This is a genomic window from Paracoccus zhouxuedongae (genome assembly GCF_041927815.1).
Taxonomy (GTDB): Bacteria; Pseudomonadota; Alphaproteobacteria; order Rhodobacterales; family Rhodobacteraceae; genus Paracoccus.
This window is the reverse complement of the sequence record NZ_JBHFHM010000001.1, coordinates 25,860-42,862: the sequence shown is the minus strand read 5'-3', so window position 1 is coordinate 42,862 and position 17,003 is coordinate 25,860. Positions and strand designations below refer to the sequence as shown.

16 protein-coding genes are annotated in these 17,003 nt (G+C 66.9%); 5 read left to right on the top strand and 11 right to left on the bottom strand.

Features of this window, described 5'->3' with window-relative positions:
- Positions 1 to 609, bottom strand: a complete 609-nt coding sequence (gene pncA / locus ACEYYA_RS00205) for a bifunctional nicotinamidase/pyrazinamidase (protein ID WP_374796358.1) — start codon at positions 607 to 609, stop codon at positions 1 to 3.
- 313 nt (positions 610 to 922) lie between these two features.
- Between pncA and ACEYYA_RS00200 the strand changes: the two genes are divergently transcribed.
- Both ACEYYA_RS00200 and trhO read left to right on the top strand, forming a co-directional pair.
- Positions 923 to 2,506 carry an SLC13 family permease gene (locus tag ACEYYA_RS00200; RefSeq protein WP_374796356.1) on the top strand — a complete coding sequence of 528 codons (1,584 nt, stop codon included), beginning with the start codon at positions 923 to 925 and terminating at the stop codon, positions 2,504 to 2,506.
- A 50-nt stretch (positions 2,507 to 2,556) separates the two neighbouring features.
- Positions 2,557 to 3,486, top strand: a complete 930-nt coding sequence (trhO, locus tag ACEYYA_RS00195; protein WP_374796354.1) for an oxygen-dependent tRNA uridine(34) hydroxylase TrhO — start codon at positions 2,557 to 2,559, stop codon at positions 3,484 to 3,486.
- 60 nt (positions 3,487 to 3,546) lie between these two features.
- On the opposite strand, the gene uvrC is transcribed toward trhO, so the two are convergent.
- The 9 genes from uvrC to ACEYYA_RS00150 all read right to left on the bottom strand — a co-directional run bounded on the left by uvrC (position 3,547) and on the right by ACEYYA_RS00150 (position 11,370).
- The gene (gene uvrC / locus ACEYYA_RS00190; RefSeq protein ID WP_374796352.1) at positions 3,547 to 5,442 is read right to left on the bottom strand and encodes an excinuclease ABC subunit UvrC; all 1,896 of its coding nucleotides are present in this window, start codon (positions 5,440 to 5,442) and stop codon (positions 3,547 to 3,549) included.
- Positions 5,443 to 5,499: 57 nt separating this feature from the next.
- On the bottom strand, positions 5,500 to 5,754 hold the full coding sequence (locus ACEYYA_RS00185) for a hypothetical protein (protein WP_374796350.1): 255 nt from the start codon (positions 5,752 to 5,754) through the stop codon (positions 5,500 to 5,502).
- Positions 5,744 to 6,514: an SDR family oxidoreductase gene (locus ACEYYA_RS00180; RefSeq protein ID WP_374796348.1), complete on the bottom strand. Its 771-nt coding sequence runs from the start codon at positions 6,512 to 6,514 to the stop codon at positions 5,744 to 5,746. The genes ACEYYA_RS00185 and ACEYYA_RS00180 overlap by 11 nt, the downstream gene beginning before the upstream one ends.
- Entirely contained in the window at positions 6,514 to 7,458 is a 945-nt protein-coding gene (locus ACEYYA_RS00175; RefSeq protein ID WP_374796346.1) for a calcium/sodium antiporter, read from the bottom strand. The genes ACEYYA_RS00180 and ACEYYA_RS00175 overlap by 1 nt, the downstream gene beginning before the upstream one ends.
- A gap of 88 nt (positions 7,459 to 7,546) precedes the next feature.
- Positions 7,547 to 8,359, bottom strand: a complete 813-nt coding sequence (locus tag ACEYYA_RS00170) for a S49 family peptidase (RefSeq protein ID WP_374796344.1) — start codon at positions 8,357 to 8,359, stop codon at positions 7,547 to 7,549.
- Between the two features lie 117 nt (positions 8,360 to 8,476).
- A complete protein-coding gene (locus ACEYYA_RS00165; RefSeq protein ID WP_374796342.1) occupies positions 8,477 to 9,391 on the bottom strand; it encodes an ornithine cyclodeaminase family protein in 915 nt (304 codons plus the stop codon).
- The gene (locus ACEYYA_RS00160; RefSeq protein ID WP_374796340.1) at positions 9,388 to 10,008 is read right to left on the bottom strand and encodes an HAD family hydrolase; all 621 of its coding nucleotides are present in this window, start codon (positions 10,006 to 10,008) and stop codon (positions 9,388 to 9,390) included. Before ACEYYA_RS00160 ends, ACEYYA_RS00165 begins: the two co-directional genes overlap by 4 nt.
- Before the next feature lies 1 nt (position 10,009).
- Positions 10,010 to 10,450, bottom strand: coding sequence for a YaiI/YqxD family protein (locus tag ACEYYA_RS00155; protein WP_374797380.1), 441 nt, complete (start codon positions 10,448 to 10,450; stop codon positions 10,010 to 10,012).
- On the bottom strand, positions 10,450 to 11,370 hold the full coding sequence (locus tag ACEYYA_RS00150; RefSeq protein ID WP_374796338.1) for an AEC family transporter: 921 nt from the start codon (positions 11,368 to 11,370) through the stop codon (positions 10,450 to 10,452). Before ACEYYA_RS00150 ends, ACEYYA_RS00155 begins: the two co-directional genes overlap by 1 nt.
- Positions 11,371 to 11,463: 93 nt before the next feature.
- Between ACEYYA_RS00150 and ACEYYA_RS00145 the strand changes: the two genes are divergently transcribed.
- A complete protein-coding gene (locus tag ACEYYA_RS00145) occupies positions 11,464 to 12,456 on the top strand; it encodes a P1 family peptidase (RefSeq protein ID WP_374796336.1) in 993 nt (330 codons plus the stop codon).
- 55 nt (positions 12,457 to 12,511) lie between these two features.
- On the opposite strand, the gene ACEYYA_RS00140 is transcribed toward ACEYYA_RS00145, so the two are convergent.
- Positions 12,512 to 13,180, bottom strand: a complete 669-nt coding sequence (locus ACEYYA_RS00140) for a DUF1236 domain-containing protein (protein WP_374796334.1) — start codon at positions 13,178 to 13,180, stop codon at positions 12,512 to 12,514.
- A gap of 180 nt (positions 13,181 to 13,360) precedes the next feature.
- Between ACEYYA_RS00140 and ACEYYA_RS00135 the strand changes: the two genes are divergently transcribed.
- Positions 13,361 to 14,833 carry an NAD-dependent succinate-semialdehyde dehydrogenase gene (locus ACEYYA_RS00135; protein WP_374796332.1) on the top strand — a complete coding sequence of 491 codons (1,473 nt, stop codon included), beginning with the start codon at positions 13,361 to 13,363 and terminating at the stop codon, positions 14,831 to 14,833.
- 65 nt (positions 14,834 to 14,898) lie between these two features.
- Positions 14,899 to 16,971 carry a methyl-accepting chemotaxis protein gene (locus tag ACEYYA_RS00130; RefSeq protein ID WP_374796330.1) on the top strand — a complete coding sequence of 691 codons (2,073 nt, stop codon included), beginning with the start codon at positions 14,899 to 14,901 and terminating at the stop codon, positions 16,969 to 16,971.
- Positions 16,972 to 17,003 lie beyond the last annotated feature (32 nt).

Sequence of the window (17,003 nt, the reverse complement as noted above, 5' to 3'; positions counted from 1 at the left end):
TCAACCTTTCATCTGCACGCCGACCTGGCGCATGTCGTCCTGCGCCCGCGCAAGCGAGCCTTCAAGGTCGATGGCGCGGCACAGATCCATGCGCACGCTGACCGAAAAACCCAGACGCGCGGCATCGACCGCCGACCAGGCGACGCAGAAATCGGTGGCCAGCCCGACAAAGGTCAGATCGGTCAGGCCACGGGCGTGCAGGTAACCCTCAAGCCCGGTGGGCGTCACACGGTCGTTTTCAAAGAAGGTCGAATAGCTGTCGATCTGGCGCCGAAAGCCCTTGCGCAGCACCATGTCGGCGCACGCGACATTCAGCGCGCGGTGAAAGGCCGCGCCCGGCGTGTTCTGCACGCAATGCGCGGGCCACAGCACCTGCGGGCCGTAATCCATCTGCACCACCTGAAACAGATTGCCGCCCGGATGGTTGTCGGCAAAGGACAGGTGGTCGGCGGGATGCCAATCCTGGGTCAGCACGACGGCTTCGTAATCACCCATCAGCGCATTGATGCCGGGGACGATCTCGTTGCCGCGCTCGACCTCCAGCGCGCCACCGGGGCAGAAGTCGTTCTGAACATCGACCACGATCAAGGCGTGATGGCGTTTCGTCATGGCGGTCCCCCTTTGCGAAAGTCGTAGGGGGGGGCGGAAGGGGCGTCAATGGCGCGCGACCCTGCCGCAGGGGCAAGAGAGGGCGAAAATCGGGCAAAAAGCGACATGGCAGGTCGAAAACAAGCCAGTTTGATCTTGGCAAGGCGGGGATGCGCCGATTAGGAACCCGATGTTACGCGGCGGCGCTTCACGGGGTCGCTATCCGCCCGTGATCGGTCGCGTCGCTTTCGCGGGCCATCGGCCCTGACCGGCCCGGCCCCTGCCCATGGTCAGCCGCCGCCCGCACCCGCGCCACTAAGAGGAGGAGTTGCGCATGTCCCTACCTGCCGAAGCCCACCATCAGGGCGAATACGAACGCCCCGATGGTCGTTCCCCGGCCCGCCTGTGGGCGCTGCGCCTGCTGGGTCTGGCCGTCGCCGGTCTGGTCTGGCTGCTGCTGGGCCAATCCGCCGAAATGTCGCAGGATGCGCGCACCGTCGCCGCCATCGGCACGCTGATGGCCGTCTGGTGGATGACCGAGGCGATCCCGCTGTCGGCCACCGCGCTGCTGCCGATCTTCGTGATCCCGGCGCTGACCGACCGCACCGTGGGCCAGGCGACCGCGCCTTACGCCAGCCCCATCGTGTTCCTGTTCCTGGGCGGCTTTCTGATCGCCATCGCGATGGAGAAATGGAACCTGCACCGCCGCATCGCGCTGCTGACCCTTCGCGCCGTGGGTGTGCAGCCGCGCCGCATCGTGCTGGGCATGATGCTGGCGACCGGCTTTTTGTCGATGTGGGTATCGAACACCGCCACCACGCTGATGATGCTGCCGATCGGCCTGTCGGTGCTGACGCTGGTGGTGGAACGCAGCTCGCGCCGGCAAGGGGCCGAGGTGGGCGACCAACTGGCCGATGGCGGCAAGATCACCGAGGTCATCAAGAATCCCGACATCCAGGCCTTCGGCGTCTGTCTGGTGCTTGCAATCGCCTGGGCGGCCAGCATGGGCGGCCTTGGCACCCTGCTGGGCAGCCCGCCGAACGCCATCGTGGCGGGCTATGCGCGTGACGAACTGGGGCGCGAGATCGGCTTTCTGGACTGGATGATCATCGGTGTGCCGCTGGCGCTGACCTTCATCCTGATCGGCTGGGTGCTGATGACGCGCGTGCTGTATCCGTTCAAGCTGGACGAGATCCCCGGCGGGCAGCAGATGATCCAGGACCAGATCGGCGCGCTTGGCCCGGTCAGCCAGGGCGAACGCATGGTGATGGCGGTCTTCGGTGGCGCGGCCTTCCTGTGGGTCGTGCCGGGGCTGATCAAAAGCCTGACTGGCGCCGATCTGGGCTGGTTCGGGATGCTGAACGACACCGCCGTGGCGATTGCCGCGGGCGTCGCGCTGTTCATTCTACCCGGTCGCGGCCGGGGTGAGATGGTGCTGGAATGGAAAGACGCCGAGGACGGCCTGCCCTGGGGCGTGCTCCTGCTGTTCGGTGGCGGCCTCAGCCTCGCCAATGCCATCGGTGCCACGGGTCTGGACCAATGGTTCGGCGCCCAGGTCTCGGGTCTGGGGACGCTGCCAGTGATCGCCCTTGTCGCGGCCATCACCCTGCTGATCATGTTCCTGACCGAGGTGACCTCGAACACCGCCACCGCCGCGACCTTCATCCCGGTGCTGGGAGGGGTGGCCCTGGGGATCGGCACCGACGCGATGACGCTGATCATTCCGGCGGCCTTCGCCGCGACCTGCGCCTTCATGCTGCCGGTCGGCACGCCGCCGAATGCCATCGTCTTTGGCTCGGGCGTGGTCACCATCGGCCAGATGGCGCGCGGCGGCTTTGTGCTGAACCTGCTGGGCGTCGCGCTGATCACCGGCTTCATCTACCTGCTGGGCGGGCTGGCCTTCGGCATCAGCTTCTAAGCCCGGCAGACAGGCTTGAACGGAATGGGCGCGGCGGCTATGCCGCGCCCATGTCTTATGTCGTCGCCGCCCTTTACCATTTCGCCCGCCTTCCCAATGCCGCCGACCGGCGCGCGCCGCTGCTGGCCTTGTGCAAAGCGCAGGGCATCTGCGGCAGCCTGCTGCTGGCCCCGGAGGGGGTGAACGGCACCATCGCAGGTCCGCGGGCCGGTATCGACGCGGTGCTGGCGCATCTGCGGGGCTGGCCGGGTTTCGCCGGGCTGATCCACAAGGAAAGCACCGCCGCCACCGCCCCCTTTGGCCGCATGAAGGTGCGGCTGAAGCGCGAGATCGTCACCATGGGCCAGCCGGACGTGGACCCCACAGCGGCGGTCGGTCATTACGTCGCGCCCGAGGACTGGAACGCGCTGATCACCGCCCCTGATGTGGCCGTGATCGACACCCGCAACGACTATGAGGTGGCGATCGGCACCTTTGCCGGTGCCATCGACCCCGGCACCGCCAGCTTCCGCGACTTTCCCGCCTGGTGGCAGGCCAACGCGCACCGCTTTCACAACAAGCGCATCGCCATGTTCTGCACCGGCGGGATCCGCTGCGAGAAGTCGACCAACTATCTGATCGCGCAAGGCGTCGAACAGGTGTTCCACCTGCAAGGCGGGATCCTGAAATACCTCGAGGAGGTGCCGCAGGACGACAGCCTGTGGCAGGGCGCCTGCTTCGTCTTTGACGAACGGGTCAGCCTGATCCACGGCCTGCGCACCGGCGATCACAGCCTGTGCCGCGCCTGCCGGCGCCCGCTTGACGCCGCCGACCGTGCCGATCCCCGCTATGAGGAAGGCGTGACCTGCCCGCATTGCGCCGCCACCCAGACCGAAGCCGACCGCACCCGTTTCCGCGAACGTCAGCGCCAAGTCGCCCTGGCCGCCGCGCGGGGCCAGCGACATATTGGCACTGCGGTGCCAATTCCTGCGGAGGAGTGAGTATTTTTGCAAAGAGGAAGCCCCTTCCGCTTTGCCCAAATACTCATCCGCCCCCCGCCCCTAGCCCCGGTCGTTGAAATAGTTCCAGACCGTTTCGGCCATCGCATTCGAGATGCCGGGAACCTCTTGCAGATCGCTCAGGCCCGCGCGGCTGACCGCCTTGGCCGATCCGAAATGCGCCAGCAGTGCGCGCTTGCGGGTCGCGCCGATGCCGGGGATGTCGTCCAGCGGGCTGGCGGTCACGGTCTTGGCGCGGCGCGCGCGATGTGCGCCGATAGCCCAGCGGTGCGCCTCATCGCGCAGGCGCTGGATGAAGTACAGCACCGGATCATTGCGTTGCAGCGCAAAGGCGGGGCGACCGGGGCGGTGGAACTCCTCCTTGCCGTGGTCACGGTCGACGCCTTTGGCGACCCCGATCAGCGGGATGTCGGCCACGCCCAGATCGGCCAGCACGGCAGCGACCGCACTGATCTGGCCTGCGCCGCCGTCGATCAGCAGAAGGTCGGGCCAGGCATCGCTGCTGCGGCCGGGGTCTTCCTCGATAAGGCGGGTGAAGCGGCGGGTCAGCACCTCGCGCATCATGCCGAAATCGTCGCCAGGGGTGATCTCGGTGCCCTTGATGTTGAACTTGCGATACTGGCTTTTGACAAAGCCCTCTGGCCCCGCCACGACCATGCCGCCCACCGGCTGGGCGCCCTGATTGTGGCTGTTGTCGTAAATCTCGATCCGGCTGGGCGGGCCATCCAGATCGAAGGCCTGCGCCAGCCCCGCCAGCAGCCGCGCTTGGGCCGCACTTTCCGACATCCGCCGCCCCAAGGATTCCCGCGCGTTGCGACGCGCGTTTTCCACCAGCTCGGCCTTTTCCCCGCGCCGTGGCACCGCGACCTCGACCTTGCGGCCCGCGCGTTCGGCCAGCATTGCGGCGGTCAGGTCGGCATCCTCGGGATCATGCGACAAAAGCACCAGACGCGGCGGCACCTTGCCGTCATAGAACTGCGCAAGGAAGGCCTGCATCACCTCGGCTTCATCCGCGCCGGCACCGGTGCGCGGGTAAAAATCGTGATTGCCCCAACTTTGGTTGGCGCGGATGAAGAACACCTGCACGCAGGCCTGCCCGTTTTCCAGATGCAGCGCGATCACATCCGCCTCGGCCACGCCCTGCGGGTTGATGGTCTGGCTTTGCTGCACGGCGGTCAGCGCCTTGATCCGGTCGCGCAAAGCGGCGGCGCGTTCGTATTCCATCGCCTCGGCGGCATCGCCCATCTGCCGGGCCAGATCGGCCTGGATGCGGGTGGATTTGCCCTGCAGGAAATCTTCGGCATCCGTGACCAGATCGCGGTAATCGGCCAGGCTGATCTTGCCCACGCAAGGCCCCGCACAGCGCTTGATCTGATACAGAAGGCAGGGTCGGGTCCGGCTTTCCAGCACCGCATCGGTGCAGGACCGCAGCCCGAACACCCGCTGCAACTGGTTCAGCGTCCGATTGACCGCGCCCGCACTGGCGAAGGGGCCGTAATAGTCGCCGGTCTCGGTCTTGGCACCGCGATGCTTCTTGATCTGGGCAAAGTCATGGCCCTTGGCGACAAGGATATTCGGGAAGGATTTGTCGTCGCGCAGCAGCACGTTATAGCGCGGCTTCAACTGCTTGATCAGGTTCTGCTCCAGCAGCAGGGCCTCAAGCTCGGTCCGGGTGGTCAGGAACATCATGCTGACGGTTTCAGCGATCATCCGGCTGATGCGTCCGGAATGGCCGGTGGCCCGCGCGTAATTCGACACCCGCGCCTTGAGGTTGCGGGCCTTGCCGACATACAGAACCTCGCCCTTGGCATTCAGCATCCGGTAGACCCCGGGCGAGCTGTCGAGCAGCCGCAGGTAATCAGCGATCACAACGGCACCGGCACGACGCGGCGCTGCGGCGTCGGGATCAGGGCTGGCAGGCGGGTCAAGATCGGTCATCGTCGGGCCATCGTGATTCTACCCAGGGCTGCAATGGCAGCCCGGCGGATGCAAGGGTCAAGCTGTCCACGGAATCTGTGGATAAGTCTGTTGGAAATCTTGGGGCAGCCGGAAAAAATCCTGTGTTTCAGCACCTTCAGATGCTTTGCCTAAAAAATAGGCAGATTTGCAGCCCATTGAAAACACAGCGTTTTTTATTGCGCGACGAGCAAGCACCTGATTTCCTTCACGGATTCTTAACGGCTTTGTCAGCTTTCCGTTACAAGTGGACAAGTTGCCGCGGCGTCCCTCTTGGCCGGGGTCAATGATCAAGAATGTCCGGGGTCTGCCAGGCCAGATGCTGCCCGCCATCGGTGCAGATCAACTGGCCGGTGACCGAGGGCGCATCGAGGAAATAGTTCAGCGCCGCGCAGACATCATCGGGGTTTGCGCCGCGTTGCAGAAGCGTCGCCGCCCGCTGCCGGGTAAAGTGGTCCAGCGACTGCCGCGCGCCTTGCAGGGTCGGGCCGGGGCCGATGGCATTCACCCGCACATGCGGCGCCAGCCCCTGCGCCGCCGTCCGCGTCAGGGCCCACAGCGCCATCTTGGCCAGAGTATAGGTCGAAAAGGCCGGGGTCAGTTTCAGCACCCGCTGATCCAGCATGTTGACGATCAGCGCGCGGGCGCGCGGCTCATCCCCGGAAAGATCGGCGCGGGGGGCTTGGGCCGCGAAATCCTGGGTCAGGATATAGGGGGCGCGCAGGTTCGACTGGAAATGCCGGTCCCAGCTGTCGCGGGTGGCCGTCTCGATCGTGTCATATTCAAAGATCGAGGCATTGTTGACCAGCACGCTGAGCGGCCCAAGCGCCTGGGCGGCCTTAGCCACCACGCGCCCGGTCTGGGCATCATCCAGCAGGTCGGCCTGCACAACGACGGCGCGCACGCCAAGGGCGCGAGCCTCGGCTGCGACCTGCTCGGCGGCGTCGGTGGATTGGTGGCAATGGATCGCCACGTCCAGCCCGCGCCCGGCCAGCGACAGCGCCATGGCGCGGCCCAGCCGATGCGCGGCCCCGGTGATCAGCGCGGCGCCCATCAGATCAGCACCCAGACATAGGCGGCATAAAGCGCCACCAGCCCCGCGCCAAGCGCCCGCCCTATCGGCCAGCCGCGCCACAGGAACGGCCCGATCAGCAGCGCGGTGCCCAGCATCACCCACAAGTCCAGCCGCAGCAACTCGGGCGGCACCGGCAGGTTGCCGACCAGGCCGGCCACGCCGATGATGCCCAGCAGGTTGAAGATGTTCGAGCCGACGACATTGCCAAGCGCCACATCCGCCCGCCCCCGCAGCGCCGCCATGACCGAGGTCATCAGCTCGGGCAGCGAGGTGCCGACCGCGACCAGCGTCAGCCCGATCACCGTTTCACTGATCCCCAAGGCGCGGGCGATGTCGGTGGCGCCGTTGACCAGCAGTTGCGCTCCGACGGGCAGGCCGATCAGCCCGCCGATCAGCAGCGCGGCAATCATCATGGGCGACATGTGGCCATCGGCGCCCTCGACCGCCGCCTCGGCCTCACGCGCGGCGCTGCGGTGGGCAAGGGCGTCGCGGATCTGATCCCAGACCATCAGCCCCAGCCCGCCCAGCAGGATCAGCGCGTGCCACCAGGTGAACGGCCCGGCAAATGCCAGGGCGATGAACAGGACCGAGGCCGCCACCATGATCGCCCAGCTTTTGCGCAGGTCATGTTCATCGGTGCGGATGGCCGAGATCAGCGCCGGGATCCCCAGCACCAGCAGGATATTGGCGATGTTCGAGCCGACGACATTGCCCAAAGCCAGCCCCGGCGCGTCGCCCAGAACAGCGGCGACCGAGACGATCATCTCGGGTGCGGAGGTGCCAAAGGCCACGACCGTCAGCCCGACGATCAGCGCCGGGATCCCCAACCGCAGCGACAGGTTGACCGCGCCGCGCACCAGGAGCTCACCCGCCACGACCAGCAGGATCAGGCCCGCCACCACCAATGCCACGCTGACCAGCATGATCGCCCCCTATTTCCGCAACCGCCAGCCACCGATCCAGGCGATCAGCGCCATCACCACCAGAAAGACCAGAACCGCCTTGACCATATCAGCGCCACCCCGAAAACGTGCCGGGATCGCGCAGCGCGGTCTCGGCCCGGTCCAGCACGCCATCGGCCAGATCAACGCCCAGCCGCCGGAACCACGGACGCCGCGCGGCATGGGTGACAAAGCGGATGTCATCGCCAAACAGCTCGCGCATCTTAGGTTCCAGATGGGCAATGCCGTCGATCAGGCCCAGTTCGGCGGCCTGCGTGCCGACCCAGACATCGCCGGTGAAAAGATCGCGCGCGGCGTCCAGCCGGTCGCCACGCCGCGACCGCACCCAATCCTTGAAGGCTGCGTGCATCGGCTCCAGCAGCGCCTTCAGCCGGGCCACATCCTCGGGCTTTTCGGGGCGGAACGGGTCCAGGAAACTTTTCGATCCGCCCGCGGTATGCACGCGCCGCTCGATCCCGTGCCGGGCGATCAGATCGGACAAGCCGAAGCCCGCCGAGATCACCCCGATCGAGCCGATGACCGAGGTCGCATCCGCCCAGATCCGATCCCCCGCGCAAGCCAGCCAATACCCGCCCGAGGCCGCCATATCCTCGACGAACACATGCACAGGCACGTCATGCTTGTCGGCCAATCGCCGGATGCGCGCCGCGATCAGCGACGACTGCACCGGCGATCCGCCGGGCGAATTGATGACGATGGCCACCGCTACCGGCTTGCGCGCGAATGCCGCCGCCAGCAGGGGCGCCACGCCCGCATCGGTCAGCCCGGCACCCGACAGCCGCCCGGTCGCGCCAATCGGCCCGGACAGTCGCACGACACTGACCCGCGCGCGGCGGCCGAGAAAGGGAATACGCCATTTCATCCGCCCGATGTAGGCCGCCCCGCCCCCGATCACAAGGCGCGCGCCCTGCTGCTTTCTTCTTGGCAGAAATATCCCGGGGGAAGGCCGCGGCGCGACCGGGGGCAAAGCCCCCCTGCCCTAGCGGGCCTGCCAGGCCGCCAGGATATAGCGCGCAGTCATCAGATCCAGATGCGCGCCGCCGCCATTCTTGCAGATGGTGATCGCCTGATCGTCGGGCCGCCGAAAGCCGCCACTGGCCAGATCATAGTAATCCGCGCGCACATCGCCCGGCCCGATCACGCCGCGCGCAATCGGGTCTTTCAGCTCACCGATATGGGCGATGGTGGTGGCGCGGCTGTCGACAAAGATCGCGGCGCGGCGCAGGGCGGTGTCGTCGACCTCGCGCATGTCGGGGCGAAAGGCGCCGATCAGGTCCAGATGGGTGCCCGGCGAAAGCCACTCGCCCCGGATCACCGGCTGGGTCGCCATGGTGCAACTGGCGATCAGATCGGCCCCGGCGACGGCCTCGGCCAGATCGGGCGCGACCTGGGCATCCATGTCGCGCGCCAGGCGTTCGGCGCCATCCGCGCTGCGGTTCCAGATGCTGACGGCAATGCCCGGAAAGGCCGCGCGATAGGCCGCGATCATGCTGGCTGCCACCGCCCCCGCGCCGACGATCAGCGCCCGCCCGGCATCGGGCCGCGCCAGATGCCGCGCCGCCAGCAGGCTGTCGCCCGCCGTCTTCCAGCGGGTGACCAGGTGAAAGTCGATCAGCGCCTCGGGTCGGCCATCGCGGTCATCATAGAGGGTGACCGAGCCGTTGACGGCGGGCAGCGCGCGGGTGCGGTTGCCCGGCATCACCGTCGCCGCCTTGACCGCCAGCCCCAACCCGTCGATCCAGGCCGATCGGGTCAGCAGCGTGTCGGCGCCGCGATACAGGAACGTGTCCGCCACTTCGGCGCGCGGCAGCGCATGGGCGGCCTCGATCGCCTCGGTCAGGGCGACCCAATCCAGCAGCTCTTCGGCCTCGGGTCCGACGATCTCGATGCTCATGCGGCCTCCGCTTCGCTCAACAGCCCCGCCGCGACCAGCCGGTCTGCCCAACCCTGTGGCCCGTCGAACAGATGCGTCTGCCAGCCCCGCGCTGCCGCCTGGGCAATATTGTCGGCGCGGTCATCGGTGAACAGCAGGTCACCGGGGCGGATGCCGCAATCTTCCTCGACCGCCTGATAGATCGCGGGGTCCGGCTTGATCACCCCCAGATGACCCGAGACATAGGCGCGGTCGAACTCGGTCAGGAAGGGATAGTGGCGGCAGGCCAGATCAAAGGTCTGGATGCCGAAATTGGTCAGCGCGAACACCGGCACACCCTTGGCGCGAAGGGCGCGCAGCAGCCGCACGGAATGGTCGATCGCCGGGCTGGCCATCTGCAACCAGTCGTCGTGCCAGCGCAGGATCTCGACCCGCCATTCGGGATGGGCATCGGCCATCGCCTGCACGGTGGCATGGAAATCCTGCCCCCGGTCGATGCCGTCATTCATGCCGTGCAGATCCAGCGCTGCGAACATGGCGCTGCGGCGATCGGGACCGATAATCCGGTCATAATGGCGTTCGGGGTTCCATTCGATCAGCACATTGCCGATGTCGAACACGACGGCGTTGACGGCCATGTTACCTCCGCAGAAGGTGGTCGAGGGCTTGCAGGAAACGCGCCCGATCGGCCTTTGTAAACCCCCGGCCACCGCCCTTGGGGCCGCCGGTCGGGTCGGCTGCGCGCAGATCGGCCATCAGATCGCGGGTAGCCAACGCGGGGCCGATATTGGCGGGCGTCAGGGTGCTGCCATCGGGGCGCAGCACGCGCGCGCCCGCCTCGATCGCGCGGGCGGCCAGCGGCAAGTCGGTCGTCACCACCACGTCGCCCGCCCCCGCATGGGACGCGATATGGATATCGGCGGCATCGGGGTCGGCCGGCACATAGACCATCTGCACCAGCGGATGCTGCGACGGTCGGATGCCCCCGTTCGACACCATGCGAACCGCGACACCGTGGCGGATCGCCACCGCCTCGGCCTCGGCCCGCACCGGGCAGGCATCGGCATCGACCCACAGCATCATGACGTCACCCAGGCGATCACCAGCGGCACGGTCAGGATGCTGACCGCGGTCGAGATCAGGATCGCCGCCGACACCCGATGCAGCGCCACCTGATAATGCGCGGCCAGCATATAGACATTGCCCGCCACCGGCAGCGCGGCGGCAGCGATCATCACCCCGGCGGCAAAGGGGTCGACGCCGAACAGCATGAGCGCGGCAATGCCGACGGCCAGCGGGTGCAGCACCAGCTTGGCCAGCGACAGCCAGGCGGCGGGGCCGATGCGTTCGGATGCCTCACGCACGGCCAGCGAGGCACCGATGGCAAACAGCGCGCCGGGCGTGGCGGCAGCGCCCAGCAGGGTGACGAACTCGGCCAGCGGCGCGGGCATCGGCGCGCCGGTCGCGCCCCAGGCCAGCCCCGCCGCCATCGACACGATCATCGGATTGCGCAGCACTCCCAGCCCCAGCCGGGCCAGGTTCACCCGGCCCTCACGCGTCGCGGTGATCAGCGCGGTGATCAGCACCGAGAACACGATCATGTCGATGGTAAGCACCATCAGCACCGGCGCCGCCGCCGCAGGCCCCAGCAGCACCACCAGCATCGGCACGCCCAGAAAGCCGGTGTTGCCGGTCATCGCGGTATGGGCCTCCATCGCGGCATCGGCAAAGGGCTGGCGGCGGGCGCGGGCCACGGCGAAGCCCAGCAGCCAGACCACGCCCGACCCCAGCAGATAGGCCGCCACAAAGCGCGCATCGAACAGGCTGGCCAGATCCAGCCCGGCGGCAAAGCGGAACAGCATCGCCGACAGCGCGAAATAGAACACGAACTTCGTCAGCCAGCCGGTCGCCTCGGCCGGGAAAAACCGGCTGCGCCCGGCCAGCCAGCCAAGGCCGATCAGCGCGAAAAACGGCAGGGTCTTCAGAAAGATCGGCAGCATGGCGGTTCCGTGACTTGCCGCCACGGTTTCACGCGCCGGGCGGGATTGCAAGCCGCCCCGCCCCGCGTCAGGATTGCCGAAACGGAGGTGCGCATGAAACCCGGTCCGCTGAATCTGATCACCGATGTCGCGGGCCTGCGGGTCGGGCAGGCATCGGATGCGCGGCTGAAATCCGGGGTCACGGTGCTGGTGGGCGAGGCGCCGCTGACCGCTGCCGTGGCGGTGATGGGCGGGGCGCCCGGCACGCGTGAGACCGACCTTCTGGCGCCCGACAAGCTGGTTCAGGGGGTTGATGCACTGGTGCTGGCGGGCGGGTCGGCGTTCGGGCTGGCCGCCTGCGACGGCGTGGCGGCCGGGCTGCGCGCACAGGGGCGCGGCTTTGCGGTCGGCGATCAGCTTGTGCCGATCGTGCCGGGCGCGATCCTGTTTGACCTGCTGAACGGCGGCGACAAGGGCTGGGACGACAACCCCTATCCCGCGCTTGGTCGCGCGGCCCTGAACGCCGCCGCGCGCGACTTTGATCTGGGGACTGCGGGCGCAGGGCATGGCGCGACGACCCATGGTCTGAAGGGCGGGATCGGATCGGCGTCGATCGTACTGGATCGCGGCTTCACAGTGGGCGCCCTGGTCGCGGTCAACAGCCTGGGATCGGTGATCCGCGGCAACGGGCCGGGCTTCTGGGCCAGCGACTGGGAAATGGGGGCCGAGTTCGGCGGGTTGGGCACGCAGGGCCGCCCCGATCCGGGTGCCGAGCCGGTGATGGGCAAGGGGCCGGGCCAGGCCACCACGATCGCCACCATCGCAACGGACGCGGCGCTGACCAAGGCCGGTGCCCAGCGGCTTGCGGTGGCCGCCCACGACGGGATGGCGCGGGCCATCGTGCCGTCGCACACGGTGCTGGATGGCGATCTGGTCTTTGCCGCGGCGACCGGCGCGCGCCCCCTGGCCGATCCGGTGGCCGATGCCTTTGCCCTGGGCCATGCGGCGGCGGCCTGTCTGGCCCGTGCCATTGCCCGCGCCGTCTATCACGCCCGCCCCGAACCCGGCGACCCCCTTCCGACCTGGCGGCAGCGGTTCGGCAGATGAACAAGGGCGGCACCCGAAGGTGCCGCCCTGTTCCGCGTTTGCCGGAGGGATCGGCTTAGCGGTAGATGTAGACGATCTTGCGCTCGCCCGGCTCGACCAGAACGGTCTGGCCGTTGATGACCAGATAGCGATATTCGCTGTCCGGGATTTCATGCAGCGTCACGCTGTCGGGAATGCCCGCACCGACGACGACTTCGCCATCCAGATAGACCGGGTCAACCTTGTGCTCGGTCACATAGGTGGTCACGGTCTGGGTCGGCTCGGCCACGTCACCGGCGACGGCACCGGCCATCGCACCGACGGCAGCCCCGATCGGCCCGGCGATCAGCGCACCGGCAATGGCACCGGTCACGCCGCCGGCGGTCGCACCCTCGCCGGTTTTCGGCGCGGTGTATTCAATCACCTGCACGCCGGCTTCCTGGCGATGCGGATAGATCGATTCCACCGTGTCGCCCTTCGGCACGGTCAGGTAGTCGGCATAGGCCCAGCCTTCCAGCTTTTTACCGTCCTCGGCGGTATAGGCCACCTGACACCAGTTGGCGGTGTCGATGCAGCCGACGATCACCGCGTCCTTGCCGCCCGGAATGGCACCGATCACGTTGTGCTGGACACCGGGGCCAGAGCGGACGTTCAGGTCCATCGCAGCGGTGGCGGTGGTTTCAGCCATCGCCGCACCGGCAAACATCAGGGTGGCAATTGCACTGGTCATAAGCGTCTTGCGCATGGCAGTTCCTTTCTGGATTGGCGGGCTGGCAGGCCCGGCCGTTTTACTGCCACTCAACTTCGGCGGTGCGAAAGCGTTCCCGCCGCTCACCGATCCGTGACCGGTGCGGCGCGGCCCGCCCGCCACTGGACAAGCCCGCGCGCGCCGTGTTTGCTGACCCCGTCGCAGAGGAGCGTTGCCATGGCCGAGACCAACCTGAAGTCGCTGTTGAAAGACCCCACCCTGCTGCCGGACCGCGCCTTTGTCGCCGGTGAATGGGTTCAGGCCGACAGCGGCGCGCGCTTTGATGTGGTGAACCCGGCGCGCGGCGACGTGATCGCCAGCGTCCCCGATCTGGGCCGCGCCGAGACCGCCCGCGCCATTGCCTCCGCCGCCGAGGCGATGAAGGACTGGGCCGCACGCACCGGCAAGGAACGCGCCGCGATCATGCGCCGCTGGTTCGACCTGATGATGGCCAATCAGGATGACCTGGGCACGATCCTGACCGCCGAGATGGGCAAACCCCTGGCCGAGGCCAAGGGTGAGATCGCCTATGGCGCCGCCTTCATCGAGTTCTTCGGCGAAGAGGCCAAGCGCGTCTATGGCGAAACCATTCCCGGCCATCAGCGTGACAAGCGCATCACCGTGTTGAAACAGCCGATCGGGGTGGTCGGCTCGATCACGCCCTGGAACTTTCCCAATGCGATGATCACCCGCAAATGCGGCCCCGCACTGGCCGTGGGCTGCGGCTTTGTCGCCCGCCCCGCTGCCGAAACGCCGCTGTCGGCGCTTGCGCTTGCGGTGCTGGGCGAACGCGCGGGCCTGCCCAAGGGCATCTTCAGCGTCATCACCTCGACCCAGTCCAGCGCCATCGGCAAAGAGTTCTGCGAAAACCCGCTGGTGCGCAAGCTGACCTTCACCGGCTCGACCGAGGTGGGCCGCATCCTGCTGCGTCAGGCCGCCGATCAGGTGATGAAGTGCAGCATGGAACTGGGCGGCAACGCGCCCTTCATCGTCTTTGACGACGCCGATCTGGATGCGGCGGTTGATGGCGCGATGATGTCGAAGTTCCGCAACAACGGCCAGACCTGCGTCTGCGCCAACCGCATCTATGTGCAGGCCGGGGTCTATGACGCTTTTGCCGAAAAGCTGACGGCTGCGGTGCGCAAGCTGAAGGTCGGCGACGGGCTGACCGAAGGGGTGACAACCGGGCCGCTGATTTCGGCCGATGCCGTTGAAAAGGTTGAAGAGCATATCGCGGACGTGATCGCGGGCGGCGGCAAGGTCGTCACCGGCGGTGCGCGTCATGATCTGGGCGGCACCTTCTTTCAGCCGACCGTGGTGACCGGCGTCACCCAGGACATGAAGGTCGCGGTCGAGGAAACCTTCGGCCCCGTCGCCCCGCTGTTCCGCTTTGAGACCGAGGCCGAGGTGATCGAAATGGCCAATGCCACGATCTTCGGTCTGGCCAGCTATTTCTATGCCCGCGACATCGGCCGCATCACCCGCGTGCAAGAGGCGCTGGAATACGGCATCGTCGGGGTGAACACCGGCATCATCTCGACCGAGTTGGGGCCGTTCGGCGGCGTCAAGCAATCGGGCCTCGGGCGCGAGGGCAGCCACCACGGCATCGATGACTTCCTTGAGATGAAATATATCTGCCTGTCGATCTAGCGAATTAACGCGTCCTTAGGGCGAATCACCTAACCCTTGCCGTAACCGTAGCAAGGGAGATGGTAATGTTTGGCAAACGACGCGTCGGCGCAGATCTGGAGACAGCCGGGCTGCTGCAAGCCCTGGATCGTGCGCAGGCAATGATCTGGTTCAGCCCCGATGGCACCGTGCTGGAGGCGAACCAGAACTTTCTGGACGCCATCGGCTATCGGCGCGACGAGATCGTGGGGCGCCATCATTCGATATTCGTCGAACCTGCCTATGCGGCCTCGGCCGAATATCGACACTTCTGGGAACGGCTGCGCGCCGGCGATCTGCACCGCGACACCTTTCCGCGCATCCGCAAGTCGGGCGATGTGCTGTGGATTGAGGCCAGTTACAACCCGGTGATCGGCCCGGATGGCCGCGTGGTCAAGGTGGTGAAGTTTGCCACCGACGTCACCGCATCCAAGCTTGCCGCCGCCGATGCCCAGGGCAAGATCGCGGTTCTCAACCAGGCTCAGGCGATGATCGAGTTCACGCTGGACGGCATCATCCTAACCGCCAACGACCTGTTCCTGAAATCGACCGGCTATCGCCTGGATGAGATCGTAGGCCAGCACCACCGCATCTTCATGCGTCCGGCCGAGGCCAAAGGCGCGGCCTATGTGACCTTCTGGAAGGCCCTGGTCCAGGGCGAGGCGCAGGACGGCGACTTCGTGCGCCTGACCCGCGACGGGCATGAAATCACCTTGCGCGCCACCTATTCACCGGTGCGCGGACCGATGGGCGATCTGGTGAAGGTCGTCAAGATCGCCCGCGACGTGACCGCGCTGCGCAACCAGATGGCCGATGCCGCCGGTCAGCTTGCCGCGATTTCGCGCGCCCAGGCCGTGATCGAGTTCGACATGACCGGCAATATCCTGCGGGCGAATGACAATTTCTGCACCGCCCTTGGCTATCGCGCGGATGAGATCGTCGGGCGTCACCATTCGATCTTCGTGCGCCCCGATGAGGTGACAAGCAGCAGCTATCATGAGTTCTGGGCAGCGCTTGGCCGCGGCGACTTTCAGGCTGCGGAATATCTGCGGATCGGCAAGGGCGGGAAAGAGGTCTGGATCCAGGCCAGCTACAACCCGATCTTCGACCCCGAGGGCCGCGCCTTCAAGGTCGTCAAATATGCGACCGACATCACCGCGCAAAAGCGTGCGATCCAGACGATCCGCACCTGCATCAGCCAACTGGCCGAAGGCGATCTGACCGGTCGCATCGACCAGTCCTTCCCCGCGGAATACGAACAGGTCCGTCACGACCTGAACGGCATGACCGCCCATCTGGGCGATGTGATGATGGCCGTCACCGACCGCGCCCACCAGATTCAGGGCCAGGCCGAGGACATCAAGTCCGCCGCCGCCGATCTGTCGCGCCGCACCGAACAGCAGGCCGCCACGCTGGAAGAAACCGCAGCCGCCATTGATGAGATGACCTCATCCATCAAATCCGCCTCGGATGGCGCGGCCCAGGCCAGCCGGGTCGTGGAAACCGCGCGCCAAAACGCCGACAGCAGCGGCGCCGTGGTGCGCCAGGCGGTCGAGGCGATGGGCGAAATCGCCGAGGGGTCCAAGCGCATTTCGTCGATCACCTCGGTCATCGAGGAAATCGCCTTCCAGACCAACCTGCTGGCCCTGAACGCGGGTGTCGAGGCCGCCCGCGCGGGCGAAGCCGGGCGCGGCTTCGCCGTCGTCGCCTCCGAGGTGCGCGCACTGGCGCTGCGGTCATCGGATGCCGCGCGTGAAATCGCCGGGCTAATCTCGGAATCCGGCGATCAGGTGCGGCGCGGAGTCGATCTGGTCAACCAGGCGGGGGCGGCGCTGGACAGCATCCAGACCTCGGTGCGCGAAATCCATCTGCGCGTGACTGACATTGCCACCTCGTCCCAGGAACAGGCCGCCGGTCTGGCCGAGATCAACATCGCCGTGAACCATCTGGACCAAGTGACCCAGCAGAACGCCGCGATGACCGCCCAGACGAATGACGCGACGGCCGGCCTGTCCGAGGTTGCGGATCGCCTGGCCCAGGATATGAGCCAGTTCCAGCTTCCCGCCATGTCGCCAGGCGCACGCAATAGTAACGGCGACAACACCCATTGGGCGGCTTAGACCATCGGCCTGTGCGACCTCGGCTGGCGCGC